The organism is Holzapfeliella floricola DSM 23037 = JCM 16512 (assembly GCF_001436605.1).
GTDB lineage: Bacteria > Bacillota > Bacilli > Lactobacillales > Lactobacillaceae > Holzapfeliella > Holzapfeliella floricola.
The window spans coordinates 159,979-185,193 of the sequence record NZ_AYZL01000020.1; the positions used below are offsets into that span (position 1 = coordinate 159,979).

At 33.1% G+C, this 25,215-nt stretch carries 29 protein-coding genes and 1 pseudogene; 23 read left to right on the forward strand and 7 right to left on the reverse strand.

Going from position 1 to position 25,215, the window contains the following annotated elements; all coding sequences use genetic code 11:
• Positions 1-7: 7 nt before the first annotated feature.
• The 6 genes from rpsA (at position 8) to FC86_RS05020 (ending at position 6,284) form a co-directional block, all read left to right on the forward strand.
• Positions 8-1,189 carry a 30S ribosomal protein S1 gene (rpsA, locus tag FC86_RS04995; protein WP_056974974.1) on the forward strand — a complete coding sequence of 394 codons (1,182 nt, stop codon included), beginning with the start codon at positions 8-10 and terminating at the stop codon, positions 1,187-1,189.
• A 64-nt stretch (positions 1,190-1,253) separates the two neighbouring features.
• Positions 1,254-2,564: a ribosome biogenesis GTPase Der gene (gene der, locus FC86_RS05000; RefSeq protein WP_056974975.1), complete on the forward strand. Its 1,311-nt coding sequence runs from the start codon at positions 1,254-1,256 to the stop codon at positions 2,562-2,564.
• Positions 2,565-2,726: 162 nt separating this feature from the next.
• Complete coding sequence (locus FC86_RS05005; protein WP_056974976.1) at positions 2,727-3,002, forward strand: HU family DNA-binding protein; 276 nt, start codon at positions 2,727-2,729, stop codon at positions 3,000-3,002.
• Positions 3,003-3,081: 79 nt separating this feature from the next.
• Complete coding sequence (locus FC86_RS05010) at positions 3,082-4,338, forward strand: tetratricopeptide repeat protein (protein WP_056974977.1); 1,257 nt, start codon at positions 3,082-3,084, stop codon at positions 4,336-4,338.
• 165 nt (positions 4,339-4,503) lie between these two features.
• Positions 4,504-5,976 (forward strand): metal ABC transporter solute-binding protein, Zn/Mn family, encoded by a 1,473-nt coding sequence (locus FC86_RS05015; protein ID WP_056974978.1) that lies wholly within the window; start codon positions 4,504-4,506, stop codon positions 5,974-5,976.
• Positions 5,977-6,077: 101 nt separating this feature from the next.
• Positions 6,078-6,284 (forward strand): DUF6897 domain-containing protein, encoded by a 207-nt coding sequence (locus tag FC86_RS05020; RefSeq protein WP_056974979.1) that lies wholly within the window; start codon positions 6,078-6,080, stop codon positions 6,282-6,284.
• 31 nt (positions 6,285-6,315) lie between these two features.
• On the opposite strand, the gene FC86_RS05025 is transcribed toward FC86_RS05020, so the two are convergent.
• Positions 6,316-6,888: a TetR/AcrR family transcriptional regulator gene (locus tag FC86_RS05025; protein ID WP_056974980.1), complete on the reverse strand. Its 573-nt coding sequence runs from the start codon at positions 6,886-6,888 to the stop codon at positions 6,316-6,318.
• A gap of 191 nt (positions 6,889-7,079) precedes the next feature.
• On the opposite strand from FC86_RS05025, the gene FC86_RS05030 reads away from it, so the two are divergent.
• Positions 7,080-8,195, forward strand: a complete 1,116-nt coding sequence (locus FC86_RS05030) for an NADH-dependent flavin oxidoreductase (protein WP_056974981.1) — start codon at positions 7,080-7,082, stop codon at positions 8,193-8,195.
• Between the two features lie 204 nt (positions 8,196-8,399).
• Complete coding sequence (locus tag FC86_RS05035) at positions 8,400-8,597, forward strand: cold-shock protein (RefSeq protein ID WP_056974982.1); 198 nt, start codon at positions 8,400-8,402, stop codon at positions 8,595-8,597.
• A gap of 76 nt (positions 8,598-8,673) precedes the next feature.
• Here the strand turns inward: FC86_RS05035 and FC86_RS05040 are convergent.
• The 3 genes and pseudogenes from FC86_RS05040 to FC86_RS05050 form a co-directional block, all read right to left on the reverse strand.
• Positions 8,674-9,239 (reverse strand): annotated as a pseudogene (locus FC86_RS05040) (TMEM175 family protein).
• A gap of 58 nt (positions 9,240-9,297) precedes the next feature.
• Positions 9,298-9,771, reverse strand: coding sequence for a flavodoxin (locus tag FC86_RS05045; RefSeq protein WP_056974983.1), 474 nt, complete (start codon positions 9,769-9,771; stop codon positions 9,298-9,300).
• A gap of 121 nt (positions 9,772-9,892) precedes the next feature.
• Positions 9,893-10,201 (reverse strand): winged helix-turn-helix transcriptional regulator, encoded by a 309-nt coding sequence (locus FC86_RS05050; RefSeq protein WP_056974984.1) that lies wholly within the window; start codon positions 10,199-10,201, stop codon positions 9,893-9,895.
• A gap of 136 nt (positions 10,202-10,337) precedes the next feature.
• Between FC86_RS05050 and FC86_RS05055 the strand changes: the two genes are divergently transcribed.
• A complete protein-coding gene (locus FC86_RS05055) occupies positions 10,338-10,934 on the forward strand; it encodes an NADPH-dependent F420 reductase (RefSeq protein WP_082618862.1) in 597 nt (198 codons plus the stop codon).
• Positions 10,935-11,002: 68 nt separating this feature from the next.
• On the opposite strand, the gene FC86_RS05060 is transcribed toward FC86_RS05055, so the two are convergent.
• Positions 11,003-11,200 carry a DUF3923 family protein gene (locus FC86_RS05060; protein ID WP_056974986.1) on the reverse strand — a complete coding sequence of 66 codons (198 nt, stop codon included), beginning with the start codon at positions 11,198-11,200 and terminating at the stop codon, positions 11,003-11,005.
• 135 nt (positions 11,201-11,335) lie between these two features.
• Here FC86_RS05060 and FC86_RS05065 point away from each other — a divergent pair, with 135 nt between their 5' ends.
• From FC86_RS05065 to FC86_RS05075, 3 genes are all read left to right on the forward strand, one after another.
• A complete protein-coding gene (locus tag FC86_RS05065; RefSeq protein ID WP_056974987.1) occupies positions 11,336-11,551 on the forward strand; it encodes a DUF2642 domain-containing protein in 216 nt (71 codons plus the stop codon).
• A gap of 50 nt (positions 11,552-11,601) precedes the next feature.
• Positions 11,602-11,799, forward strand: a complete 198-nt coding sequence (locus FC86_RS05070; RefSeq protein WP_056974988.1) for a hypothetical protein — start codon at positions 11,602-11,604, stop codon at positions 11,797-11,799.
• Positions 11,800-12,022: 223 nt separating this feature from the next.
• On the forward strand, positions 12,023-12,439 hold the full coding sequence (locus tag FC86_RS05075) for a cytidine deaminase family protein (RefSeq protein WP_056974989.1): 417 nt from the start codon (positions 12,023-12,025) through the stop codon (positions 12,437-12,439).
• Between the two features lie 71 nt (positions 12,440-12,510).
• Here the strand turns inward: FC86_RS05075 and FC86_RS05080 are convergent, their stop codons facing one another.
• Positions 12,511-13,407, reverse strand: coding sequence for a YitT family protein (locus tag FC86_RS05080; protein WP_056974990.1), 897 nt, complete (start codon positions 13,405-13,407; stop codon positions 12,511-12,513).
• Between the two features lie 89 nt (positions 13,408-13,496).
• Between FC86_RS05080 and FC86_RS05085 the strand changes: the two genes are divergently transcribed.
• The 9 genes from FC86_RS05085 to FC86_RS05125 all read left to right on the forward strand — a co-directional run bounded on the left by FC86_RS05085 (position 13,497) and on the right by FC86_RS05125 (position 23,250).
• Entirely contained in the window at positions 13,497-14,705 is a 1,209-nt protein-coding gene (locus FC86_RS05085) for a CCA tRNA nucleotidyltransferase (RefSeq protein ID WP_056975245.1), read from the forward strand.
• Positions 14,698-15,654 carry a thymidylate synthase gene (locus tag FC86_RS05090; protein ID WP_056974991.1) on the forward strand — a complete coding sequence of 319 codons (957 nt, stop codon included), beginning with the start codon at positions 14,698-14,700 and terminating at the stop codon, positions 15,652-15,654. Before FC86_RS05085 ends, FC86_RS05090 begins: the two co-directional genes overlap by 8 nt.
• Positions 15,655-15,658: 4 nt before the next feature.
• Positions 15,659-16,165, forward strand: a complete 507-nt coding sequence (locus FC86_RS05095; RefSeq protein WP_056974992.1) for a dihydrofolate reductase — start codon at positions 15,659-15,661, stop codon at positions 16,163-16,165.
• Between the two features lie 84 nt (positions 16,166-16,249).
• Positions 16,250-17,923, forward strand: a complete 1,674-nt coding sequence (locus tag FC86_RS05100; RefSeq protein ID WP_056974993.1) for a site-specific DNA-methyltransferase — start codon at positions 16,250-16,252, stop codon at positions 17,921-17,923.
• Positions 17,920-20,169, forward strand: coding sequence for a DEAD/DEAH box helicase (locus FC86_RS05105; protein WP_236692294.1), 2,250 nt, complete (start codon positions 17,920-17,922; stop codon positions 20,167-20,169). The genes FC86_RS05100 and FC86_RS05105 overlap by 4 nt, the downstream gene beginning before the upstream one ends.
• A 151-nt stretch (positions 20,170-20,320) precedes the next feature.
• The gene (cas1e, locus tag FC86_RS05110) at positions 20,321-21,274 is read left to right on the forward strand and encodes a type I-E CRISPR-associated endonuclease Cas1e (protein WP_056974994.1); all 954 of its coding nucleotides are present in this window, start codon (positions 20,321-20,323) and stop codon (positions 21,272-21,274) included.
• Between the two features lie 13 nt (positions 21,275-21,287).
• A complete protein-coding gene (gene cas2e / locus FC86_RS05115) occupies positions 21,288-22,196 on the forward strand; it encodes a type I-E CRISPR-associated endoribonuclease Cas2e (RefSeq protein ID WP_056974995.1) in 909 nt (302 codons plus the stop codon).
• A gap of 186 nt (positions 22,197-22,382) precedes the next feature.
• Positions 22,383-22,634: a hypothetical protein gene (locus tag FC86_RS05120; protein ID WP_056974996.1), complete on the forward strand. Its 252-nt coding sequence runs from the start codon at positions 22,383-22,385 to the stop codon at positions 22,632-22,634.
• A gap of 64 nt (positions 22,635-22,698) precedes the next feature.
• The gene (locus FC86_RS05125; protein WP_056974997.1) at positions 22,699-23,250 is read left to right on the forward strand and encodes a hypothetical protein; all 552 of its coding nucleotides are present in this window, start codon (positions 22,699-22,701) and stop codon (positions 23,248-23,250) included.
• Between the two features lie 39 nt (positions 23,251-23,289).
• Here the strand turns inward: FC86_RS05125 and trhA are convergent, their stop codons facing one another.
• Positions 23,290-23,955, reverse strand: coding sequence for a PAQR family membrane homeostasis protein TrhA (gene trhA, locus FC86_RS05130; RefSeq protein ID WP_056974998.1), 666 nt, complete (start codon positions 23,953-23,955; stop codon positions 23,290-23,292).
• 126 nt (positions 23,956-24,081) lie between these two features.
• Here trhA and FC86_RS05135 point away from each other — a divergent pair, with 126 nt between their 5' ends.
• Positions 24,082-24,927 carry a DegV family protein gene (locus FC86_RS05135; protein ID WP_056974999.1) on the forward strand — a complete coding sequence of 282 codons (846 nt, stop codon included), beginning with the start codon at positions 24,082-24,084 and terminating at the stop codon, positions 24,925-24,927.
• A 12-nt stretch (positions 24,928-24,939) separates the two neighbouring features.
• The gene (locus FC86_RS05140) at positions 24,940-25,167 is read left to right on the forward strand and encodes a YozE family protein (protein ID WP_056975000.1); all 228 of its coding nucleotides are present in this window, start codon (positions 24,940-24,942) and stop codon (positions 25,165-25,167) included.
• The last annotated feature ends 48 nt before the right edge of the window (positions 25,168-25,215 follow it).

A 25,215-nucleotide genomic window follows, 5' to 3' on the forward strand; every position in this document is an offset into this window, starting at 1 on the left:
TTTATTTATGGCTGATAATAACGAAATCATGATGAAAGATATTTTAGATGAATTGACAGGTGTTAACATTGGAGACGTCGTTGGCGTTGAAGTACTTGTTGTGGAAGATGGACAACTTGTAGTAGGTGTTGATAACGCTGGTGTTGAAGGTGTTATTCCAAAACGCGAATTCACTGCAGATCGTAGTGCTAACTTAAAAGAATTAGCAAAAGCAGGCGATCATTTTGAAGCATTGGTACTAAGACGTGCTGGTGGAGACAAAGAAAATGGCGAGTTCATCTTCAGTGTAACTCGTTTAGCTGCTAGAAAAGCATTTGGACAATTACAAAAAGACTTTGAAGCAGATAAAAGTGTTGAAGGTAAAATTACAGGAGCTGTTCGTGGTGGACTTCTTGTTGATGTTGGTGCACGTGGATTCTTACCAGCTTCACTAATTAGTGATCACTACGTATCAAACTTGAAACCATATGTTGGACAAACATTAGAATTCAAGATTACTGAAATTGATCCATCACAAAACCGTCTTATCTTATCACGTAAAGACTTTGTAACTGAAAAACGTGAAGCAGCATTCGAAAATATCTCAGAAAAAATCATGCCTGGTGATATTGTAGATGGTAAAGTTGCACACTTAACTAAATTTGGTGCATTTGTTGACTTAGGTGGTGTGACTGGTTTAGTTCACATTTCAGAAATTTCATACAAACGTGTTGAAAAACCTTCTGATGTACTATCTCCAGAACAAGATGTTAAAGTTAAGGTTCTTGAAGTGGATAGCGAAAATCAAAGAATTGCGTTATCAATTAAACAAACACAACCTTCACCATTTGAACAAGCAACTTCTGATCTTGTAGCGGATGATGTTGTGGAAGGTACGGTTAAATCATTAACTGACTTCGGTGCATTTGTTGAAATCGCATCCGGTGTTCAAGGTTTAGTACATGTTTCAGAAATTTCAAACGATCACGTACGTGTTCCAAGTGATGTACTTTCAGTTAACGACCAAGTTGAAGTACGTGTACTATCTATTGATAAAGATAGCCAACGTATTTCACTATCAATGAAATCAGACGATTCAAATGAAGCATCACAAAACCATGAATCAGCTCAAAATGAAGCAGATTACATGGACAACGATGACAGCTTCTCAATCGGAGATATCATTGGTGATGAACTAAAAAATAACTAAAATTAATCATTCTAAAAAAGGCTGACACTGAGTCAGCTTTTTTTATGAAAAAAGGAGAAAATATATGGCTACACCAACTGTTGCAATTGTTGGTCGTCCTAATGTTGGAAAGTCAACGATTTTTAACCGAATCGTTAACGAAAGGATTTCTATTGTGGAAGACACTCCAGGTGTTACTCGTGATAGAATTTATGCCCATGGTCAATGGCTTGGTCATCAATTTAACTTAATTGATACAGGTGGGATTGAATTGGGTCTAGATATGTTCCAACAAGAAATTCGAGCTCAAGCAGAGATTGCGATTGAAGAAGCAGATGTTATCATCTTCATCGCTGATGTTAAAACTCATTTAACTCATGATGACGAAACAATTGCTCAAATTTTATATAGAGCAGATAAGCCCGTAATATTAGCTGTCAACAAGGCTGACAACCCCGAACAAAGACAAGATATTTATGACTTTTACAGTTTGGGACTGGGGGATCCGTACCCTATTTCTGGTTCACAAGGAACCGGTTTGGGTGATTTACTAGATGAAGTTGTTAAAAAGTTACCACAAGACGAAGATCATGAAGAAGATCAAAGTATACGTTTTAGTTTAATTGGCCGTCCTAATGTTGGAAAATCTTCATTAGTTAACGCAATGCTAGGTGAAGACCGCGTGATTGTCTCTGATATCGAAGGAACAACTCGCGATGCTATTGATACAAAATTTGTCGATGAATCCGGACAAGAGTTTACAATGGTTGACACTGCTGGTATGCGTAAACGTGGCCGTGTTTATGAATCAACTGAAAAGTATTCGGTTATGCGTGCAATGAGCGCTATTGATCGCTCTCAAGTTGTTCTTGTTGTACTAGATGCCAGTCGTGGAATTATCGAACAAGACAAACACGTTGCGGGATATGCCCATGAGGCTGGTCGAGGTGTTATCTTTGTCGTAAACAAGTGGGATACTGTTGAAAAAGATACAGATACTATGAAAAAATTCGAAGACAAAATTCGTCAGCAATTTCAATATCTAGATTATGCACCAATTGTTTTCGTTTCAGCCAAAACAAAACAACGTCTATCTAATTTACCAGACTTAATTAAACGTGTTAGCGTTAACCATAGTCAACGCATCCAATCAGCTGTATTAAATGATGTATTACTAGATGCAACACGTTTGACACCAACACCGCTAGTTAAAGGGAAACGCTTGAGAGTCTACTATATGACACAGGTTTCAGCTAACCCACCAACTTTTGTGATTTTTGTTAATGATCCGGAGTTATTACATTTTTCATATAAACGTTTCTTAATCAATCAATTAAGAAAAACTTTTGATTTTGAAGGTTCACCAATTCACATTATACCCCGTGCAAGGAAATAAATTTCAAAAAAACCTTGTCGTCAAGCCTTTTCTATGATAATTTTAAGGTTAGGAATGGTGAGTGGTAGTCTTCATTGTTTCCAATTTTTAGCAATTGTTGTTAAAAATTATATCATTGGGTATATAATACATATTCCAATTATTTAGGAGGTGAAATCTAAGATGGCAAATAAAGCTGAATTAATTTCAAGTGTTGCAGAAAAAGCTAACATTACTAAAAAAGAAGCTACAACAGCTGTTGACGCAGTTTTCAACTCAATCGTAGAAGACCTTTCTAAAGAAGAAAAAGTTCAATTGATTGGCTTTGGAACTTTCGAAGTTCGTACTCGCTCTGCACGTAAGGGTCGCAACCCTCAAACAGGTGAAGAAATTACAATTCCAGAAAGCAAAGTACCTGCATTCAAACCAGGTAAAGCTTTAAAGGATGCTGTTAAATAAGACATTTATTTAACTAAAAAAGAGGGAATACTTTTGAGTATCCCTCTTTTTGTTTTTCCATGAAAAAGGAGGACATTAAATGTCATACTCAGAAAAAGTTCTACAAAATTTAAGTGACAATAACTTAGAAGAAGCACAAAATAATTTGAAATATGCTTTCAAAGAAGATGATAGTGAAACTTTAAGCAGCTTAGCAGAAGAACTTTATGCTATGGGGTTTACTGATCAAAGTCAACAAGTCTATCGATTTTTGATTAAGCAACATCCAAAAGAAGATATTTTCAAAGTGTTTTTGGGCGAGCTATTACTCAATGAAAACAAGGAAACAGAAGGCTTAAGTTATTTATATGATATATCAGAAGAATCAGATGCATATTTGCAAACACTTCTTGTTTTAGCCGATTATTATCAAACAGAAGGCGTGTTTGAAGCAGCGGAGCAAAAGTTGAAGGAAGCTTATCAAATTGATCCAGAAGAGCCTGTTATTATATTCGGATTGGCTGAATTGTACTATTCTATGGGACAGTTCCAACCGGCATCAGAATATTACAGTTTATTGCTTGATGGCGGTGAAAACTATATTGCCAACACCAATATTCAAAAACGTTTAGGTTTAGCATTGGCTAAAATGGGTGATTATGAAGAAGCATTAAATGAGTTAAAAGACTTAAATGATTTGGAAAAAGATACTGAAATTAATTATCAGTTGGGGTTATTGTCACTGCAAGTCAATGATGATAAACAAGCTGAATCTTATTTGATGACTGTTCTTGATGAAATGTCTGACTATATTAGTGCTTATGCACCATTAGCTATGGCACAACAACACCTGGGCAAACACGAAGAAGCGCTTAATACAGCACAAGCTGGATTATCTTATACTGAATTCGACGAATCTTTATACCAAATTGCTGGAGAATCGGCACTCTACCTTAAAAAGTATGATACAGCACAAAATATATTTGAAAAAGGATTGGCCGTCAATGAAGATAGTCAAGTTCTAAAAGCAGGTTTAAGTCAAACTTACCTAAGGCAAAAACGTTATCAAGCTGAAATTGATTTCTTAACTCAGTTAGATGAAGACCAACTAACACCGCAAATGAGTTGGGACTTAGCAAGAGCTTATCAGGAAACGGAACAATTCGAGCAAGCCAAATCACAATATCTACTGGCTTATCGTGCGTTTTCAACAGATACGGATTTCTTGAAGCAAATGCTTGATTTTGCACAAGAATTAGCTGATCGAGAATTACAACTTTTATTAATGCAACAATATTTAAAAGTTAATCCTGACGACCTACAGATGCAAAACGATTTAGACGATTTGCAAAATTGATAATCAAAAACTCCCTTTAACCTATAAAGGGAGTTTTTTGTGTTTTAAAAGTCATTGACAAAAAATAAGAAAATGATACTATTAATATCTAAATGATAATTATTATCATTTGTTAAAAAATGTTGTCTTCGTGAAATAAAAAATAAGATTGGAAAGAGCGTATTAATGAAGAAAATACACTTGTTAATTATTAGTTTAGTAGCTTTACTTGTTTTTGGAGCCTATTTGACTGAAAAAGAAAAAACTCATCGGTCACTTAACGTAGTTGCTACCAATTACGCTGTTTCTGAATTTGCTAAAAACATTGCTGGAGAAGAGGCAACTGTCACGCTAGTTTCAGAACAAGATCAAGCAAAGTCTAAACAAGCGGATGTTTTGATTTATCAACACGAAAGTTCTGATGATTGGGTAATGAAAGTTCAAAAAGATTGGGATAATCAAGCACCTAAACTAGTTTCTGGCACAAAAGATACTGTATTACTAGCAGCTGCTCATGATGAGCACAATCATAGTCACAGCCATAGCCATGGAGATGAAGCTGCACATGTTCATGACTTAGATACTACAATTTATCTATCACCACAAAGAGCGATGACAGAAGTTACAAAAATTAAAGAACAGTTAATAGCTTATTATCCAGACAAAGCAGATGTATTTGAAAAGAATGCATCAAACTATCTGGAACAGTTGCAACAATTGGATACAGATTATACTAATGCCTTTAATCAAGCACCACAAAAAAGCTTTGTCACACAAAACGATAGCTTTACTTACTTGGCACTTGATTATGGATTGAAGCAAATTAAAGTAACAGATATTTATTCTAATGTTAAACCCTCAGCTAGTCGTTTAGCTGAACTCAAAACCTATGTTGCTGAAAATCATATTCCTTATATTTATTTTGACCAACTAATAGATAATGACTTTAATCAAACATTATCGAGTGAAGCAAATGTGCAAGCTGCATTTTTAAATCCGTTAACACAAGCTAGTTCTAAGGATTATTTGACATTGATGAAGGAAAATCTTTTAGCTTTACAAAAGACAACAGAAATAGCAGGGGATGCTTTTAAACCAGAACATGAAGAAGTACCAGTCCAAACTGTTGCGCAGGGTTACTTTAAAGATGACGCCGTAAAAGACAGAACCTTAAGTGATTATGCAGGTGACTTTCAATCTGTTTATCCTTACTTACAAAATGATATGTTGGATCCTGTATTTGATTATAAATCTAAATTAAATCAAACGATGTCAGCTGCAGAATATAAAGACTATTATACAGTTGGTTACAAGACAGATGTTGATCATCTATTAATAACAGGTGATACAATGGCATTTAAAGTTGGTGACAATCGTTACCAATACCACTATCAATATGATGGGTATCAAATTTTGAACTATAAAAAAGGAAATCGTGGTGTGCGTTTTATGTTCAAAACAGATGATCCAAATGCTGGTCGCTTTAAGTATGTTCAATTTAGTGATCATGCTATTGCCCCTCAACAGGCTGAACATTTCCACATCTATTTTGGTGGTGAAAGCCAATCAAAGCTACTAGAAGAATTAGATAACTGGCCAACTTACTATCATAGCGATTTATCAGGACTTGAAGTTGCTCAAGAAATGGTAGCTCATTAGCCAAATTAAAAAGACTTAACAACTATTGGTAAGTCTTTTTTGTTATCAAGATTTAGTTTTGATATGATGAACAGTAATTAACGATTAAAAATGGAGGATATATGGATAAAGTACTTGAAAATTTAATTGGAAAACATTGCTTAATTTCAACGTTGCAGATGACGTACGTAGGGGAATTAATAGCGGTTGAAAATGGTGTCTTAACAATACGATCTAACAAATTAGAACAATTTATTAATATTCAATATATTATTGGTGTTAATCAGACACCAACTAAATATCAAAAGAAAAAAGGATTTTTGTTATAAAAATCCTTTTTTGTGTTTTAAAATAGTTAATTTAAACCTTTATTGCATCCCAGCTCATTTGCAGAACAGATTCTATATTAGAATCTGTTAATTCGACTTCTCCAGAAAAATACGTTTTTATTAATTGGACTACAGGATAGTAAGTATAGACAGTCAACAAATATATACTGACATCTTTTAATAGATTTTGTTCTTTTCCTTTTTGGTAAAAAGAATCATGAAGTTGATATAGATCATCATAATATTCTTGTGGTATTTTATTGTACAAGGGAGAGTTGTTGAATTGTTCAATAAATAAAAAAATATCAGGATTTTCAATAATATAGTTAATAAAATTATTTAGTAATATTTTGAAAGACTCTTTAAATTCGGAGCTATTCTCAATACTATCAAATATCGATTTTGACATATTTTTTTTCAATTTAACATATAGCTTAATTAACAAGTCTTCTTTACTTTCGAAGTAAACATAAATAGTGGATGATGAAATATTTGCTTTTTTAGCTATTTTTGAAACCGAGGTTTCAGATAATCCTTTGCTTGTCACAAGCTCCAATGTTGCATCGAATATGTTAGTTAGTTTGTTGTCATCTTTTCGTCTCATGTCAGGTCACCTTTGTAGTTTTTAGATGAATAGAAAGTAGTCAATTGGATCATATTCAAATTTCTCCTTGTTTTATAGATTAACCATTTGCTATAATAAACGAGCGTTCGATTAAAGTCAATATTTTTCCCGGGATAATTGGCTTTTTGAAAGCACTATATTAAATATTTACGGAAGAAAAGAGAAGAATAATGTCTGATTTATTAAATAAAACAACTTTTACAAATGGAATTAACTTAAAAAACAATATTATTATGGCACCAATGACAACTTGGTCTAGTAATGATGACCATACAGTATCAGATCAAGAGCTTACCTACTACAGCCACAGAAACGATGGGCCTGGCATGATTATAACTGGTTGTACACACGTTCAGCTTAATGGTATCGGTTTTGAAAATGAATTTGCTGCTTATGATGATAAATTTATTCCTGGTTTAAAAAAATTAGCTGCTGCTATTAAAGAAAACGGTGCAAAAGCTGTTTTACAAATTAATCATGCAGGTAACAAAGCACTACCTCAGTTTATCGAAAATGGTGAAGTTGTAAGTGCCAGCCCGGTTGAAACAGCAGCAACAATGTTTGTCGATTCTTTAACCCCCAAAGAATTATCTCAAAATGAGATTGAACAAGTAATTAAAAGCTTCGGAGAAACAACTAGAAGAGCAATAGAAGCTGGGTTTGATGGAATTGAAATTCACGGGGCACATAGTTTTCTTATTCAAAACTTCTTGTCACCATTTTTTAACAGACGTGATGATAAATGGGGCGGTAGTTTAGAAAAACGTTTGAGATTTCCAATTGAAGTAGTTAAAGAAATCAAGCGAGTTATAGAAAAATATGCTGAAAAAGATTTTATTCTTGGTTACCGTGTTTCGCCTGAAGAACCAATGGAAGGAGCATTAAGACTCAAAGATGTTTATGCACTTATTGATGAGTTAATCAGTTTAGATGTAACCTACATTCACGCATCACTGCCAGATGCTTTAAATGCTCATCCAATTAACAATGATAGTACAACTTATTTAAAAGAATTAAGTCAATATATAAATAACCGTGTAACTTTTATTGCAGCTGGTAATATTAAGTTCCCTAAAGATGCTGATAAAGTTATGGCATTTAATACTTTGCCTGCTATTGCGCACGCCTTTATTACCGATCCTTCATGGGTACAAAAATTTGAAAATGGCAATGCTGATATGATTGAGACTTCAATCATAAAAGACAATGTATCATCACTAAAATTACCTGATAAATTATGGAACTTTATTCAAAACTCAGGAAACTGGTTTGACATTAAATCATAAAACTGACTTATCTTATTGAATAATTGAAAACAAGTCTGTTAATCATAGATTATTAATAGCATTTGTTTTGTTTTTATAGTATAGTAAATTGGTAATGATTTTGAAACGTGAACTGAGTATTATGTATATATAATCCTTGCTTTTGCTTATCAAATATTTGTTGCAAAAAAATCGCATATATTATATGCATCAGGAGGAAATTATATGAATAACGGTACAGTAAAATGGTTTAATGCAGATAAAGGTTTTGGTTTTATCACACAAGAAAATGGTGAAGATTTATTTGCTCATTTCTCAGCTATTCAATCTGATGGTTTCAAAACATTAGATGAAGGACAAGCCGTAACTTTTGATATTGAAGAAGGCCAACGCGGACTTCAAGCTGTTAATATTCGTAAATAAGGTAACAAGCAAAAAAGGCTACAATATTGTGGCCTTTTTTGCTTGTCTTAATTAATTCATAATGCGACAAATATCACTAGGATTTATTTAGAAAATTGGTTATTGTCAGTACAATTAAACTGATTAAGATAGCATATAACATTGCAGGTGCATATATTGTCAGAGACAGTATTAAACCTGCGATTTTGATTATAAGATCTAATAAAACGGACTTACCATTTAAATCATATAAAATTTTAAATTTGTTTGTTTTATTAGACCTGTTTAAAGAATAACTAATGGCCATATTACTAAAGGAAACTAATAATACAATGATGCCATACATTACTTGTGCTATTGAATTATTGTAGTTTTGAGCTACTATACTCGTGGTATAGGGAAATAGTGAGGCAAAAAACATCATAAATAAAGAATAGATAATTGTTGAATTATTTATTCTTTTGATTTTATCCCAAGCATTATGGTGACTAAACCACATAAACCCTAACCAAAAAAAGATAGTGCATAGGCAAAATAATTAACTCGTAAGTTAAAAATACTTTCCCAAGTAATATGATCCGGTTTATCTAGTTCTAATACCAAGATAGTCATGATAATAGCTAAGACAGCGTCTGAAAATGCAGCTAATCTTTCTTTTTTCATTTTTATATTCCTTTCATATGGAAGGGTAATTTATTTTTTAGTAAAGAAGAATCCATTGTTAACTTTGATTATTGAGACTATCCAATCCAGTATATATAAATCCGGTTTTAACTTTTGCGTGATTCAGTTCAGCTAATTCATTAATGATTGGTTGAGATTCGCTGATTGGCGTAGACATACTAGTTGTGAACGGAATAATGGCTTTGCCATCAAAATCAAATTCATCGAATAAACTATGAATAATTAATGGTGGTTGCTGCCACCATGTCGGATAACCGATGTAAATTGTGTCGTATATATTGATATTTTTAATATTATGTTTAATTTTGGGATGAATCTGTTTGTTTAATTGTTCGCGAGCCATTTTAACAGTTAAGTCATAGTTTTTGGGATAGGGTTTTTCGGGTATAATTTCAATAACAGGTGCTTTTATTTTGTTACTTAATTTATTAGCAGCTGTTTTAGTTGTTCCAAAAACTGAAAAATAAAGAATCAGAGTTGAACTGCTAAATTTCTTATTATTGTGAATCATGTCTTGGTAAATCCTCCTTGTGTTAATGAAATAAGTGTAAACCTTAGAGTTTACTTCAGTGCAAGTGAAAATGGTATAAAACTAAAAAACTGTTAGGAATTTTCCTAACAGTTTTTTAGTTTTATACTTTATCTAAGTATTGGAGCCCCCAAGATTCCATAGCCATAATGATTGGTCGCATGCTATTACCAAGTTCGCTTAAACTATATTCAACATGCGGTGGCATTTCCGAAAAAACAGTACGATTTATCAGACCATCTTTTTCCATTTCACGTAAACTTTGGCTGAGCATTTTTGAGCTAACACCAGTTATTGAACGTTTTAAAACGCCAAATCTTTGGGGACCTTGCAGAATATCTCTAAGTATTAAAATTTTCCATTTGCTATCTATTAAATTTATCGTGGTATGTACCGGACAATGTGTTTGCATTTGAATTTCTCCTTTTTTATAACTCAGGCATGACAACAATGGTGTCGTTTAGGTAACTAGTAACTAAAAAGTGCCTAATTTTTTTCACCATATTTTGATGTTACTATGAATTTATCAAATAAGTAAGGAGAAATAAATGATGTCAAAAATTATTACAGTTATTGGAAATGGTGCTGCTGGTAGTAGCATAGCAGGCAATTTAAGAAACTCAGGTTTTGAAGTAAAAGTAGGGGTAAGGTCACCTGAAAACTCAGTTAATACTATTTCTATTGAACAAGCTATTCAAGAAAGTGAAGAAATCATTATTTGGGCATTACCTTATAATGCAGCTATTGATTTAATCGGTAAGTATGAAAATGATCTAAAAGATAAAATCATTATTGATATGATGAACCCATTAAAAGGCGATATGAGTGGTGTAGAAACATTTAACGGTAAGTCAGGTGCTCAACATTTACAAAGTCAACTACCAGAGAGTCATATTGTTCAAACTTTTAATCACGTTGATGCACCGGTATTAGAAAATCCAACAGGTGCTTTCCAATTTGTTGTAGGTAGTGATAAAGATTCTGTCAATCAAGTTGCTAACTTAGCTAAGCAGATGAAGTTCGATGTCGAAGTAATTTATGATCTTGATAGAACAAAAGAAACAGAAGCATTTGCATTTTTATGGATTTATTATTCAGCAGTTATTAATCAGAACTTCACAGCATTTTTAAAATTACATAAGTAATATAAATACACTGTATATTAGAGTCAAAAGAAAAAAGGATTTTTATAATAAAAATCCTTTTTTGTGTTTTAAGAACGGTGTCGCATAAAATAGTAGGTAATTAAATAAATAGCCAAAACAATCAAACAAAAGATACCCCAAATGGATAATGAGGCTATTTTCACTGATAAAGTATTTGTCAAACCACTGCCATCAGCTTCTCTAAACCAAAGAAAAATTGAAACAATAACAAAGATGACTGAAAAAACATAACCCGAAATTTTCATTTTCTGACCTCCTAAAATAAGTTAAGTTTATCCTAAACCTTGTCGTGTCAAAAAACAAATTGGCGTTTTTTTGATAGACTATGTCCTATAATGCTTGCTGTAATTTTGAGTAAGCTAAACAAGGAGGAGATTGTGATGAAAGAATCAATTGAAAAATTAGTGGGACAACGTTGTATTATTTCAACAATTAGACAAGATTACGTTGGTGAAATAGCTGAGGTAAGTGCGGATAGTTTGACTCTAAAAAAGAAAAACTACGACTTATTCATCAATTTAAACTATATTGTGAGTGTACGACCATTGACTACTAACAAGAAGGGTAAAAAGAAACTATTTTATACAACATCTTAAGATGACAATCATGATATAGTAGAAGTAGGTTCTAACAGGGAGGAAAAAAGATGAGTGAAAATTTACTTGCTTTAATATTTGTTTTGGTTGCTTTTGCAGTTAGTCCGTTTTTAATTGACTATATACTAAAAACCTATAGTGATTTATTACAGAAAAAATACCATAATTTAGTTTTAACTATAGGTGCTTTATTATCTAGCTATTTTGCTTATTGGGTGATAAGTGCTGCACCTAATGATAATTATTAGGGGTTCTTTACAAGTTGAGTCTTTTACTGATTTTTATTGGACTATACAGCTTTTTAGTTATTGCTGTTAAAAAGTATTTGATAAAAAAATATCAAGCTTAAAAGATGAACAGACTTTGCTGATTTAATTTAGCAAGGTCTTTTTTATTATTCGAAGAGAGATATGAGTATAATGGTAACAATCATGTGCTACACTATTAGGAAATATAAGGGGGGATTTTAATATGGATATCTGGGAAAAACTATTTAATAGTGCAAAAAAATTATACAATCCGCATGAAGTTTCACCATTCGTCTATGCTGAGCATGTCGTTTGTGCTTTAGAAGCTGAGAATGGTGAAATTTATACGGGTTATTGTTTTGAAGCATCAGCAGGAGTATTTCATTTTTGTGCTGAACGTGCTGCTGTTTTTAATATGTACCAATTTAGTAAGCAGACTAAAATCAAACGATTGATTGCTTTTCGAAATGAAGCACCTTCTGGTGTAGGTGGGATGCCATGTGGGGCATGCCGTGAATTTTTAATGCAATTAAATAGTAAAAACGCTGAAACTGAAATTATGATTGACTATAATACGAGAGAAGCTATCAAATTAGCCGAGTTATTTCCTAAATGGTGGGGTGAAATGAGAACTCAATAACTAAGAAGACCATATTTGATTAGGTAATTTGAGTTAGTTTGTCATAAAAAATAAGCCCCTAGGGGCTTATCTTAATTAGCTTTTTTGAAAAAATATTTTTTCTTTAATGGTTGGTAGGAAAACCCATTACCAATTGTTTCATTAACGTCAAAGATCGAAACGAAAGCAGATTCATCAACCTCGTGAACAACGGTTTTTAAATTGTGGAGTTCATTGGGTCTAACGATACAATAAATAACCTTTTTCTTGTGGTTTTTGTACCCACCTTCAGCATCCATAAATGTAACACCACGATCTAAGTTATACTTGATTGCTTCGGCCACTTCAGTGTAATGTTCTGACACAATGAACGTTCCTTTGGCATTGTATGAACTATCTTGTACAAAGTTCACAACTTTTGAGAAGACAAACGAAACTAGCAATGTGTACATCATGTGCTTAACGTCTAGGTAACTTAGTGAAGCTAAGAGTACAAATAAGTCAAATAATAATAATGATTTACCCATTGAAATTCCTTTTTTGATTTCAAGGATTTTACCTAGGATATCAACACCACCACTAGTCCCACCAAATTTAAACGTAATTCCTAATCCAATACCTGCAATAAGTCCTGCTAAAAGAGCAGATATAAATAAGTCATGGTCTAAATTGATTGCGGTTGCAAGAGACGTTCTTTGCCAAACCCACAGTCCAGCAGAAAGGGAAGCAGTACCCCATAAAGTATAAAAAATAGCTTTTCTTCCTAAGAAATAGTACCCCAACATTAAAATGGGAATATTTAAGATAATTGTTGAGTAGGCTGGGTCAATACCTAGCCAGTAACGAATAATCAGCGTAATCCCAGTTAACCCTCCTTCGGCAAGGTTGTTTTGGATATTGATAGCCACAATTCCAAATGCGTATGTAAATGTTCCTAATGTAATCATAAACAAATCAACTAACGTGCGATAGAGATTCATTCTCTTCATAAAATTACCCCCTCATAAAAAATCAGCTCTTTGAAAAGCATACCAGTTTTGATAATATAAATCTATCAACGTAAGAGGTGACAATGATTATGAAAGTAGAAAAATTACCTAAATTATTTGAAGAAGCCGCCCCGATTTTGAAGGCTTTGCAAGATAATGGGTTTGAGGCGTACTTTGTTGGTGGATCAGTTCGTGATTTGCTAATCAATCGTCCAATTAATGATATTGACATTGCAACAAGTGCTTATCCTGAAGAGATTAAGCAAACTTTCAAAAAGACAGTTGATACTGGGATAGAACATGGAACAGTCACTGTCATTGAAAATAAGCAAACTTATGAAGTCACAACATTTAGGACGGAATCTGAATATCAAGATTTCAGAAGACCTGATAAAGTAACTTTTGTTAAAAGTTTAACTGAAGATTTAAAAAGACGAGACTTTACCATCAATGCTTTGGCTATGGATGCCAATGGTGAAATTATAGATTTATTCGGTGGTTTAGAAGATTTAGATAAGCAAGTAATTAAAGCAGTGGGTAATCCAAGTGAGCGTTTTCATGAAGACGCGTTAAGAATGATGCGTGCAGTTCGATTTCAAAGCCAATTAGATTTTGGGATTGAGCAACACACCAAAGAAGCAATAATTGAACATCATGAATTGCTGTCTAAGATTGCAGTTGAACGTGTTCGTGATGAATTCTTAAAACTTGGACTAGGACAAGGATTCAAGAAAGGGTTTGCAAGTTTTATCGACTTCAAATTAGTTGAACAAGTTCCCGTGCTTAATGTTTATGAAGCTGAATTGAGACGTTTACTTGGCATTAACTTTTTACCAGCTAATGAAGTTGCTTTTTGGTCTATGATTGCGGTTTGTTGTCAATTATCGTTGGCAAAAATCAGAAAGTTCTTAGTACAGTGGAAGAACTCTAACAAAGTGAAAGAAGAAGTACTGGCTATTGTTGAGCTATTTGACATTATGATGGTGAAAGAACCAACTAACCGTCAACTCTATCACTATGGACTCACGACTTTATTACAGACAATTGATTTAATGCGAATGTTTGGTGAAGAAGTCAATGCCACTTTATTAGTTGATTGTTATGATCAATTATTGATTAAATCACGTGATGAATTAGCCATTGATGGCAAAATTTTGATTGAAGACTTAGGGTTGAGACCTGGTCCTGCTATTGGTCAGATTTTGTATGAGGTTGAAGAGGCTATTTTGAATCATGAATTAGAAAATGACTTAAAAGCTATCAAAAATTATATCGAATTGGGAGATTTCCATGAATAAAAATGAACAACAATATTTAGATTTTGCAAAACATGTAATGGAAACGGGGCATTTCAAAGATGACCGTACCAAAACAGGCACAAAAAGTATTTTTGGTTATCAAATGCGTTTTGACTTAACTGAAAACTTCCCAATTCTAACAACAAAGCGTGTACCTTTTAAACTAATCAAAAGTGAATTGCTGTGGTTTTTAAAAGGTGACACTAACATTCAATATCTATTGAAGTATAACAACCATATTTGGGATGAGTGGGCTTTTGAAAGCTATGTCAAAAGTGCTGACTATACAGGACCAGATATGACAGATTTTGGGCTTCGTTCACAAGAGGATGCAGAATTTGCAGAAAGTTATCAAGCTGAAAAGAAAAAATTCACAGACCAGATTTTGGAAGATGACGATTTTGCTGCAAAATACGGTAATCTAGGTGACGTTTATGGTAAGCAATGGCGTAAATGGCAAACTAGAGAAGGTGGCTTTATTGATCAGATTAAAGATGTGATTGCACAAATCAAATCAAATCCTAATTCTAGACGTTTGATTGTTAGTGCTTGGAATCCAGAAGATGTGCCCAGCATGGCATTACCACCTTGTCATACTATGTTCCAATTTTATGTACGTGAGGGAAAGTTGTCTTGTCAGCTTTACCAACGTAGTGGAGACATCTTTTTGGGTGTGCCCTTTAATATTGCTAGCTATGCGCTTTTGACACATTTAATTGCATATGAAACAGGTCTTGAAGTTGGTGAATTTGTGCATACATTTGGGGATGCACATATCTATCAAAATCACTTTGATCAAATTGAAACACAATTGAGTCGCACACCAAATGAAGGCCCTCAATTGGAACTTGATTTGAATGGTAAGAGTATTTTTGATGTTGAAGTAGAAGATATTAAGTTGAAAGGATATGAACCACAAGGTGCGATTAAAGCACCTGTGGCGGTATAATATTATGTCAAAATTAGCGTTTATTTGGGCTGAAGATCAAAACCACTTAATCGGAAAAGGTGGTAACATTCCTTGGTTCTTGCCAGCAGATTTAAAGTTCTTCAAAGATACAACCAAGGGGCATCCTGTTGTAATGGGACGTCGTACTTTTGATAGTTTGAATATTCAACCGTTACCAGCTAGAAAAAATATCGTTTTAACTCGTGATCAAAATTGGTCTCACGAAGGTGTTGAAGTTTTTAATGATAAAGATGAATTGTTACACAGTTTGCGTGATATGTCTGAAGATATTGTGTTTATAATTGGCGGGACACAAATCTATCGTCAATTACTTGATGATGTTGACCTACTTTACTTGACACAGATTCACCATGCTTTTGAAGGTGATACCCATATGCCTGAAATTGATTACTCAGACTATGAGTTAATCTCAAAAGAAGAAGGTCCTGTGGATGATAAGAATCAATATCCACATACCTATTTAATTTATAAAAGAAAAAATATAGGTTAGTATCTGATGCAAAATTAAATTTTATGTATAGGAATAATATTCTATAATTAAGATAATAAAAAGTCAGCGGGGGGAATGAAAACTATGACATTTATCGAACGTCCATATATGAATGAGCATCAGAGAGCTTTATCGTACATTGATAAGCTATTAGATCATGCAAAACAAGATAAAGAAAATCGCTCCGAAGATATCAGAGAACTTGAAGAAATCCAAAACTTACTAGCTGTGAAAAAATATGGATTAGTATGGGAACCTCATATTGAAAAATTTGAAGAAAAACTAAAAGACAATATTCCGGTTTTTTATGAAGATAAAACGAAAAAAATTTGTGATGTTACTGATTCAAATCAGTTTAATTTTCTTCTTGAAGGTGACAATTTGAATAGTTTGCACCTTTTAACAAAAACTCATTCTGATAAAATCGATGTGATTTATATTGACCCACCCTATAATACCGGAAATAAGGATTTTGTATACAATGATATTTATTTAGATAATTCTGATAATTTCAAACATTCAAAGTGGCTCAGTTTCATGCAAAAAAGATTATCTATAGCTAAAAAGCTTTTAACAGAAGATGGGGTCATTTTTATTAGTATAGATGATCATGAACAAAGTCAGCTTAAATTGTTGATGGATGAAATATTTGGTGAACAAAATTTTATAGGAAATTTTGTTTGGAATAAAACAGCTACTGCTCCGGCTTTATCTAAAACAATTCGAAAAAAATTTGAATTTGTGTGTGCCTATTCTAATAATAGAAATAAGCTGAATTTATATGGTGGACAAACAGAAGGGAAGGATAGTCCATTACTTAATTCAAGTAATAAAATATCTGATTTAATGATTCCTAAAAATTCAATAGAAATAAGATTACCTGATGGAATATATCAGGCTAAGAAATACCATGGAATTGAATTGTTGAACCCAATGAAAGTAGTTAACCAAAAGCCAACCTCCGACATTAAAATGAGAGGTAAATTTAAATGGTCACAAACTATGCTTGATTCAGAAATATCACAAGGGACGTATTTAATAATAAAAACGAATAAAATGTCAGTGAGATTTCAACGTTCAAAAACTAGTGCTAAAATACCATCAGACTTGTTATCCAAGTCTGAAAATGATGTAGGAACAAATGAAGAAGGAAAAAAAGATTTTCAGAAACTATTTAAAAAAACTAATTTTGAATATACTAAACCTGTTAGTTTAATAAAATATTTATTGAAAATGACAACTAATTCAAAAAAAGGAGCTACTATTTTAGATTTTTTTGCTGGATCAGGAACTACAGGTCAGGCTGTTGTTGAACTTAATAAGGAAGATGGCGGAAATCGAAATTTTATTTTAGCAACCAATAATGAAAACAAAATTTCCGAAAGAATCACATACAGACGTATGAAGCTTGTATCAGCAGGTACTAAAGAATATAGTTCTAGTCCTATGAATCTTAAGTACTTTAAAACTAATTTTGTTAATAAACAACAAGAAAATCTAGAAAGTAGTTTGCTAAATAATCTTAAAACATTAGTTGAATTAAAACATGGTGTTGATTTAGATCAATCAGATGTGGCAATTGTGACAACAATGAGTGAAATTGAAGAATTAGAACTATCAAAATTGTCAGTGATTTATATGCGCAGTCAAACACACATAATGCTTGATAGATTGCAGCTGAAAAAATTAAGTAATATAAAAATCATTGACATTCCAGAGGTGTTTTTTGCAATGGAAATGAAAGAGGCAGGATTATGATTGACATAGAGTTGAAAGAATTTCAAGAGTATGCGGTTACAAAACTACGAAATTTGTTTTTTGATCCTAATAAAAACAAAACCACCATTTTTTCGGCTCCTACAGGTAGTGGAAAAACAATTATGTTAGGCGAACTAATGGATTCTATCATCGAAAATAATCCTAATAATTATGAATACTCTTTTGTTTGGTTAACACCAGGTAACGGAGAACTTGAAGAGCAGTCTTACAAAAGTATCTCTGAAAAAGCTAGATTAGTAAAAACACAAATGATTCAAGATAGCTTAATGAAAGGTTTTTGTTCCAATACTGTTACTTTTATTAATTGGGAAAAAGTAACTAAGAAGGGCAACATTGCTGTTCGAGATGGTGAAGTTAAAAATATTTATCAACAGATTCAGACCGCACATCAGAAAGGTTTGCATTTTGTAGTTATTGTAGATGAAGAACACCGTAATAGGAATAAAAAAACACAAGATTTAATTGATTATTTTAAAGCAGATAAAATCATAAGAACATCTGCCACACCTCAGTCTAGGGGAGAATATTATGAGTTGGTTCAGATTGATGAAGAAGATGTGATTAACCAGGGAATGATTTCTCAATCTGTCATTTTAAATATGGGAGTAAATGACGGAGATAACATTTCTGACCCCGTTAGTTATTTTTTGGACTTGGCTGACGAAAAGCGTCGAGAAATAAAGCAATCTTATGATGATTTGGGCAAGAATATTAATCCACTAGTTTTAATTCAATTACCTGATGAAAAAAAAGGGGTGAAAAACAAAGAATATACAAATGCTCGTAGTGATTTAATACAAAATATCGAAAACTATCTTCGAGAAATTGGACAGCAGGAAAGTGAAATTGCACGGTGGTTATCAGGAGATCATTTCAATACAGAAAATGTGGAGAAAAATAATTCTAGGATTAACTATTTGCTGATGAAACAGGCTGTTTCTACGGGATGGGATGCTCCTAGAGCTAAAATATTGGTTACATTACGTTTAAATATGGACGTTGAATTTACTCTTCAAACTATAGGCCGTATTAGAAGGATGCCTGAGCAAAAACACTATGGTAATAAACTGTTAGACAACTCTTATGTCTTTTCTAATGATACGAGTTATATTAATAATGTGTTAAAAGATGAACAGGGATCTAGAATTGCTCAATATCAACTAAATCCCCATGTTCCAAACTTTGGTTTATTCTCTGTCAAGTCCAATGAACTAGCTAAGATGACAGTTGAGGAAACAACTCGTTCCTACTGGAAATTGCTAACTCAAAAATATAATCTATCTCGTGATAGGCGAGACTATAATCGAATTAACAAAAACAAACTGAAAGAGGGCGGATATATTTTTGCTAATTCGATTATTCGAAAAGTTGGAAAATCAAGTGATTTAATGCACGATGTTCAAAGTGATGAACTGCGTTATGTTGAAGTTAACAGTTCAATAGATATTAACAAAAATAGGTTAACTTTGTTAGACAGAGAACAGGACATTCAAAAGTATTTACATACATCAAGTCCAAGTATTGTTCACTCAATTATGGTTGAATTGTTCAGTAATCGTGGAGAAGGGCTGTTTGATCCGCCAATTTTAAAGCTAAAAAATGTAGAACTGATGGCATTTATTATAAACAACTATAAAAAATTAAGAGACGATGCTAAAGAAATGGATAGTAATAATCTTAATTTATTCAATGCTAATTCTAACATAGTAGACTTAGTTCCTTTTGTTTTTCCGAAATTTGAATCTTATAAAGTAACAACAGATAAGTTAAAACAAGAAAATATACTTAAAAAAAATATATACTATGGATATTCAGAAGCTAATTGGGTCGGCCAGTCTAATGTTGAAATACAATTTGAAACATGGTTGGAACAATCTGAAAGAGTTCGTTGGTGGTATCGTAGTTTTGATAGAGGAGAACAGTATTTTTCTATTGCTTATGGTTCTAAAAAAGAAGGATTTTTCCCAGATTATTTCGTTCAAGATGTAGATGGTCAAATTTATATAATTGAAACTAAGGGTGGGAAAAATTCTGATATAGATGACTATTCATTAGCTAAATTTAATGCTTTGAAAAATTATGTTCAAGAAATTGCACCGGATAAAAGATTTGCATTTGTGCGTCCAGATGGAGACAGATTAGTTTATAGTGATACATTTTATGAAAATGATTTATCAGATTATAATGTCTGGAAACCAGTAAGTTCCTTATTTTGTAGTGAATAGTACTTGTAAGAAAATGTTTTAATACAACGGTAAAAATAAGCTTCAATAGTAACGCTAATACTGAAGCTTATTTTTTATTTTTAATAATATTAATTAAGCTTTGAAGAAAGCATATGGATGTGGTCTAATGACTATTATTCCGGAGTAAATTATGAAAACGAACAAAAGTGGGGCTAAGAAAACAGAATTACCAGAACTACCAAGAATAGGCGATAGAATCAGTTTTGTTTATTTCGAACACGCCAAAATTAATCGACAAGATAGCGCAGTGACGTTTACTGACAATCGGGGAATTATAAAAGTTCCGGCAGCAATGATTAGTGTCTTGCTACTGGGACCAGGAACGGAAATCACACATCGCGCGATGGAGTTAATTGGTGATACTGGTACTAGTATTTTGTGGGTCGGTGAACAAGGTGTCAGACATTATGCGCATGGTAGACCATTAGCTCACAGTACGCGTTATTTAGAGATACAAGCACAACTAGTATCAAATTCTAAAAAACGTGTTCAAGTGGCGCGTTTAATGTACCAAAAGCGATTCAAAAATGAAGACGTCAGTACACTTTCTACTGAAAAACTTCGTGGTCGTGAAGGAGCTAGGATTCGTAGGGTTTATCGTGAACAAGCAAAAAAATACGGTGTAGACTGGCATCATCGAGAATATAAGGTAGAGAATTTTGAAGACGGTTCTGTCATTAACCAGGCACTGTCAGCAGCACATGTTTCTCTATATGGGCTAGTTCACAGTGTAATTGTGGGGCTGGGGCTAGCACCTGGTCTTGGCTTTGTACATTATCATCATGACTTATCTTTGGTCTATGATATTGCAGATCTCTATAAAGCTTGGTTGACAATTCCTATTGCCTTTGAAGTAGCATCCAAATATACACAAGATGATGACATTGGTCGAATTACTCGATTGCGTGTGAGAGATGCTTTTGTAAGTGGTAAATTAATCAAAATAATGGTTAAAGATATTCAAGAACTTCTCGGAATCAAGCCTGGGGATGATGATTATCTTGAATCCGAAACTATTCACTTGTGGGATGATCAAGGCAAGTTAAAAGAACACGGTGTGTCTTATCATGAGTTTAATGAGTAAGTAGGGGGAAACTATGCCGATGACGGTTGTGACTTTAACAAAAGTCCCAGCATCTCTGAAAGGTGATTTAACCAAGTGGATGCAAGAAATTGCAACAGGTGTGTATGTGGGGAACTTCAATGTTAAAGTCAGAGAAAAATTGTGGGAAAGAATTACAGAAAACGTTAGCCGAACGGGTCAAGCAACAATGAGTTATGCTCGACAAGGGGAAGTAGGGTATGACTTCAAAACGTACCATACTTATCGGGAAGTTATTGACCAAGAAGGTGTGCCGCTGGTTCTTATTCCGAATTCTAAAAACGCTGCTAACCCTGAATACAAGTTCGGACAGAGTAAAGCAGCTAAATTTCATAAGATTCATCAATTATCAATGTCTAAACCTAGAACGGTCAACACGTCCTATACTGTAATTGATATTGAGACAGATGGACTAGACAAAAATAATCACCAAATTATTGAAATTGGTGCAGTGAAAGTTTCGTCTGATAATACTCAAGATTTTCACGCTTTGATTAAGCATAATCAAGATAGCAGGTTATCTGCAAAAATTGTTGAATTAACAGGAATAACAGATGATGAATTAGTTAAATACGGAGAGCCATTGAGTGAAGTTCTATCAAATTTCAGCAGATTTGTGGGCGAAACGGTTTTGGTCGGATACAATGTTAATTTTGATTTAGATTTTATCAATTATAATTTAGATAAATTAAGTTACCCGTTAATTACGAATAACCGTATTGATTTGTTGAAATTGGTTAAACGTGAAAAGCTTTTTGCTAAGAATTATCAATTAAATACGATATTGAAAGAGTATGGTATTGACGATGAAGCTCCGCACAGAGCATTATTTGATGCAAAATTAACAAATCAATTAGCGACAAAAGTGTCTGGATTTGATAGAATGTTAAATAACAAACGTTGATCTAAAGGGATTTTTTTAGTCTTTTTCTCGCACACGCGAGAGTGATCCTCCTAGATCTGCGTAGTTCAAATCGTCAGTTTGCTTTTTCTCGCACACGCGAGAGTGATCCATACATATTGGCATTGCGACTAAATACTTTGTCAAATTTTTCTCGCACACGCGAAAGAAATGAAAAATGTCTATGCGATGAATCAATCACAAAATTCAAAAAGACAATTGCCACGATTTTTTGAAAATGAGTTGACTAAGATTAATAAAATACCAGACAAAGCTAAACGAAATCAAGAAAAAAAGAGATTACGTTTAGAAAAACAAGAAACATTAACTAAAATAGGAAATGACTCTCAAGCGACTGTTGTAGGGGATAAAACAACAGTACAATCAAAGGCTAGTATTTCCTTTGTTTATGCAGATGAAGACATAAAAGAAGAAGTATAGGATTTTCTATACTTCTTCTTTTTATATGGTAAAATTGAATCTACTTTATATTGAGGAGTCAACTATGAAAAAATTAAGAACCGTAGGCGTTATTATTGTTTTTATTGTAGCAGGTGCGATGCTGTACAATTTATTTGGTGGGAGTGACAACCAACAACAGGCTAATGCGCCACAGAATACGACGGGTATTGATTTAGATTCTGCTGATCTAGGCCATCAAGATATTGTAAGCAATACTACAAATGGTACGCAGCCTTTATATGGAAATGGTATACCTTTTCAGACGCATCAATCTTCATTTGGTTCAACCATACTAAACTACATGCTTATTAGCTCGTTGATGTCTAACTGCTTCAATACGAGTCATAATCCCGTCAATTATTCAAGCTACAATCAAAACACAACTACTAATGCTACGCGTACAAAACAGTCAAACAGCAAGAATTTTAGCGAAAAAATTATTAAGAATAATAAAAAAGAAACAGCACAAAAATCGAGTAATAATACTTCGTCTAAATCATATAAGACAGATACGAAGAGCTATAAACAGCCAAATAAAAGCTACAAGAGTAATCCTAAAAGTTACAAAACACCGACAATTAGGTCACGAAGATAATAAAAAAGGCAAGTTACATTTGTAACTTGCCTTTTTGTTTTAAACATAAAATAAAATTGAAAAATACATCAAAATAGAAGCAATCATAACAAATACATGCCAGATGACATGAATAAAAGGAATACCTCTCATACTGTATATCAAAGCACCAACTGTATAAGTGATTCCACCTAACAGTAGCAACCAAAATCCTGTTGGACCCAGTCTGTAATAAAGATCGCTACCGCTAAGTAAAATAACCCAACCTAGTCCAATGTATAATAAAACATCGATTATTTTGTGCTTAGATAAGTTAAATATTTTGTAAATAATTCCAAAGATGGCAAGGAACCAAACAGCTCCAAACATCCACCATCCTTTAGCACCACCAATAGCAACTAACGTGTAGGGCGTATAAGAACCAGCAATTAAAATAAAAATTGCACTATGATCAAATATTCTAAAAACATGTCTTGCCTTTGTAAACGATAACGAATGATAAAGTGTTGAACAAAGGTATAGAGTTAAAAGTGAACATCCATAAACAATAAATGAAATAATGCGAAGGGCATCTCCAGTTTGTGCTGCTTTCATGATTAAAAATACCAAACCAGCGATAGATAGCAAAACACCAATTCCATGCGTTACAGCTCCAAATACTTCATTAAGGATGTTATAACTTTTTGAAACGTGTTCTGGTTTTTGAAATAGTTTTTTTAATTCCATATTTTTTCACCTTAAAACTAAAAAGAATTTTTATTTTCTGTTATACTTAACACAGTAAAATACTAATCTTATCGTACCACATTAGTAATTCATTATCTATAATTTATATATTTAGGAGAATAGATTGTGTCAAAAATAAAAATAGTAACTGATTCATCTGTACAACTATCAGATGATGAAATAAAAAAGCATAATATTACGATTGTTCCACTAACTATTACAATCGATGGTCAAAGCTATGTAGATGGTGTTGATATTGACCGTGAGACGTTTGTTAAAAAAATGAAAGAAAGTGAAGATTTACCTAAAACTAGTCAGCCACCAATTGGGTTGTTTGCTGAAACTTTTGAATCATTAACTGCAGATGGCAGTGAATTATTGGTATTGACGATGACTAAAAGTTTAAGTGGAACGGTAGACTCTGCTAGACAAGCTGCTGAAATGGTTAATCCAGATAAAATTCATGTTGTTGATAGTACCTTTATTGACCGCGCTTTAGCTTTTCAAATTCTTGAAGCTGCCGAAGCTCTTGAAGCTGGAAAGTCACTTGAAGAAGTACTTGTTATCATCGATAAAGTTAGGAAAAACACACAACTGCAATTAGTTGTCGTTAACTTAGATAACCTTATTAAAGGTGGTCGTTTAGGTAAAGTGACGGGGCGTATTGCAACAATGCTAAATATTAAAGCTATTTTAGAAGTTAAGGATAGCAACTTGGATATTGTCGGTCGCGGACGAGGACAAAAAGTTGTCAAACAATTTATCAGTGATCGTTTAGATAAAATCAAAAATGAAAATGTTAAAAGTATTGGGATTTCTTATGTTGATATCAAAAATCAAATGGATGAACTAAAAGACCAAATTCACGAGATTAAACCTAATGTTCCAATTTTATCATACGAAACAACACCTGTTGTAGCAACACATACAGGTCTTGGTGCTTTTGCCATTACTTACTATACTGAAGATTAAGAAGGCTAATTTATGCGACAAAGTTTTTATCAATATTTAATGACACAGCGTCACCCAGGTTCTCATCATCCGATTGCGCAATTTGCTCAAAATGCGTTTTTAGATCATGATTTCCCTCAGTTATCTGAAGATTATGATGAACTTTCAGATTATTTGGAACTTAGCGGGGATTACATTTTAGAAATGAGTGTCTTTGATGAGGCTTTTCAAAACTATCTCAGCCAAATGGGAAATGTATAAAACAAAAAGGTGATGCGTGATGCATCACCTTTAATTATTTTTGGAGGT

Excerpts from the sequence above, each read along its gene's own strand:
- FC86_RS05120 (WP_056974996.1), top strand. The coding sequence starts at position 22,383 with ATGAATCAATCACAAAATTCAAAAAGACAATTGCCACGATTTTTTGAA.
- rpsA (WP_056974974.1), top strand. The coding sequence starts at position 8 with ATGGCTGATAATAACGAAATCATGATGAAAGATATTTTAGATGAATTG.
- der (WP_056974975.1), top strand. The coding sequence starts at position 1,254 with ATGGCTACACCAACTGTTGCAATTGTTGGTCGTCCTAATGTTGGAAAG.
- FC86_RS05050 (WP_056974984.1), bottom strand. The coding sequence starts at position 10,201 with ATGCAAACACATTGTCCGGTACATACCACGATAAATTTAATAGATAGC.
- FC86_RS05075 (WP_056974989.1), top strand. The coding sequence starts at position 12,023 with ATGGATATCTGGGAAAAACTATTTAATAGTGCAAAAAAATTATACAAT.
- FC86_RS05140 (WP_056975000.1), top strand. The coding sequence starts at position 24,940 with ATGCGACAAAGTTTTTATCAATATTTAATGACACAGCGTCACCCAGGT.
- FC86_RS05045 (WP_056974983.1), bottom strand. The coding sequence starts at position 9,771 with ATGATTCACAATAATAAGAAATTTAGCAGTTCAACTCTGATTCTTTAT.
- FC86_RS05010 (WP_056974977.1), top strand. The coding sequence starts at position 3,082 with ATGTCATACTCAGAAAAAGTTCTACAAAATTTAAGTGACAATAACTTA.
- FC86_RS05100 (WP_056974993.1), top strand. The coding sequence starts at position 16,250 with ATGACATTTATCGAACGTCCATATATGAATGAGCATCAGAGAGCTTTA.
- FC86_RS05105 (WP_236692294.1), top strand. The coding sequence starts at position 17,920 with ATGATTGACATAGAGTTGAAAGAATTTCAAGAGTATGCGGTTACAAAA.
- FC86_RS05055 (WP_082618862.1), top strand. The coding sequence starts at position 10,338 with ATGATGTCAAAAATTATTACAGTTATTGGAAATGGTGCTGCTGGTAGT.
- FC86_RS05085 (WP_056975245.1), top strand. The coding sequence starts at position 13,497 with ATGAAAGTAGAAAAATTACCTAAATTATTTGAAGAAGCCGCCCCGATT.
- trhA (WP_056974998.1), bottom strand. The coding sequence starts at position 23,955 with ATGGAATTAAAAAAACTATTTCAAAAACCAGAACACGTTTCAAAAAGT.
- FC86_RS05015 (WP_056974978.1), top strand. The coding sequence starts at position 4,504 with ATGAAGAAAATACACTTGTTAATTATTAGTTTAGTAGCTTTACTTGTT.
- FC86_RS05090 (WP_056974991.1), top strand. The coding sequence starts at position 14,698 with ATGAATAAAAATGAACAACAATATTTAGATTTTGCAAAACATGTAATG.
- cas1e (WP_056974994.1), top strand. The coding sequence starts at position 20,321 with ATGAAAACGAACAAAAGTGGGGCTAAGAAAACAGAATTACCAGAACTA.
- cas2e (WP_056974995.1), top strand. The coding sequence starts at position 21,288 with ATGCCGATGACGGTTGTGACTTTAACAAAAGTCCCAGCATCTCTGAAA.
- FC86_RS05060 (WP_056974986.1), bottom strand. The coding sequence starts at position 11,200 with ATGAAAATTTCGGGTTATGTTTTTTCAGTCATCTTTGTTATTGTTTCA.
- FC86_RS05035 (WP_056974982.1), top strand. The coding sequence starts at position 8,400 with ATGAATAACGGTACAGTAAAATGGTTTAATGCAGATAAAGGTTTTGGT.
- FC86_RS05095 (WP_056974992.1), top strand. The coding sequence starts at position 15,659 with ATGTCAAAATTAGCGTTTATTTGGGCTGAAGATCAAAACCACTTAATC.
- FC86_RS05025 (WP_056974980.1), bottom strand. The coding sequence starts at position 6,888 with ATGAGACGAAAAGATGACAACAAACTAACTAACATATTCGATGCAACA.
- FC86_RS05020 (WP_056974979.1), top strand. The coding sequence starts at position 6,078 with ATGGATAAAGTACTTGAAAATTTAATTGGAAAACATTGCTTAATTTCA.
- FC86_RS05070 (WP_056974988.1), top strand. The coding sequence starts at position 11,602 with ATGAGTGAAAATTTACTTGCTTTAATATTTGTTTTGGTTGCTTTTGCA.
- FC86_RS05125 (WP_056974997.1), top strand. The coding sequence starts at position 22,699 with ATGAAAAAATTAAGAACCGTAGGCGTTATTATTGTTTTTATTGTAGCA.
- FC86_RS05080 (WP_056974990.1), bottom strand. The coding sequence starts at position 13,407 with ATGAAGAGAATGAATCTCTATCGCACGTTAGTTGATTTGTTTATGATT.
- FC86_RS05005 (WP_056974976.1), top strand. The coding sequence starts at position 2,727 with ATGGCAAATAAAGCTGAATTAATTTCAAGTGTTGCAGAAAAAGCTAAC.
- FC86_RS05030 (WP_056974981.1), top strand. The coding sequence starts at position 7,080 with ATGTCTGATTTATTAAATAAAACAACTTTTACAAATGGAATTAACTTA.
- FC86_RS05065 (WP_056974987.1), top strand. The coding sequence starts at position 11,336 with ATGAAAGAATCAATTGAAAAATTAGTGGGACAACGTTGTATTATTTCA.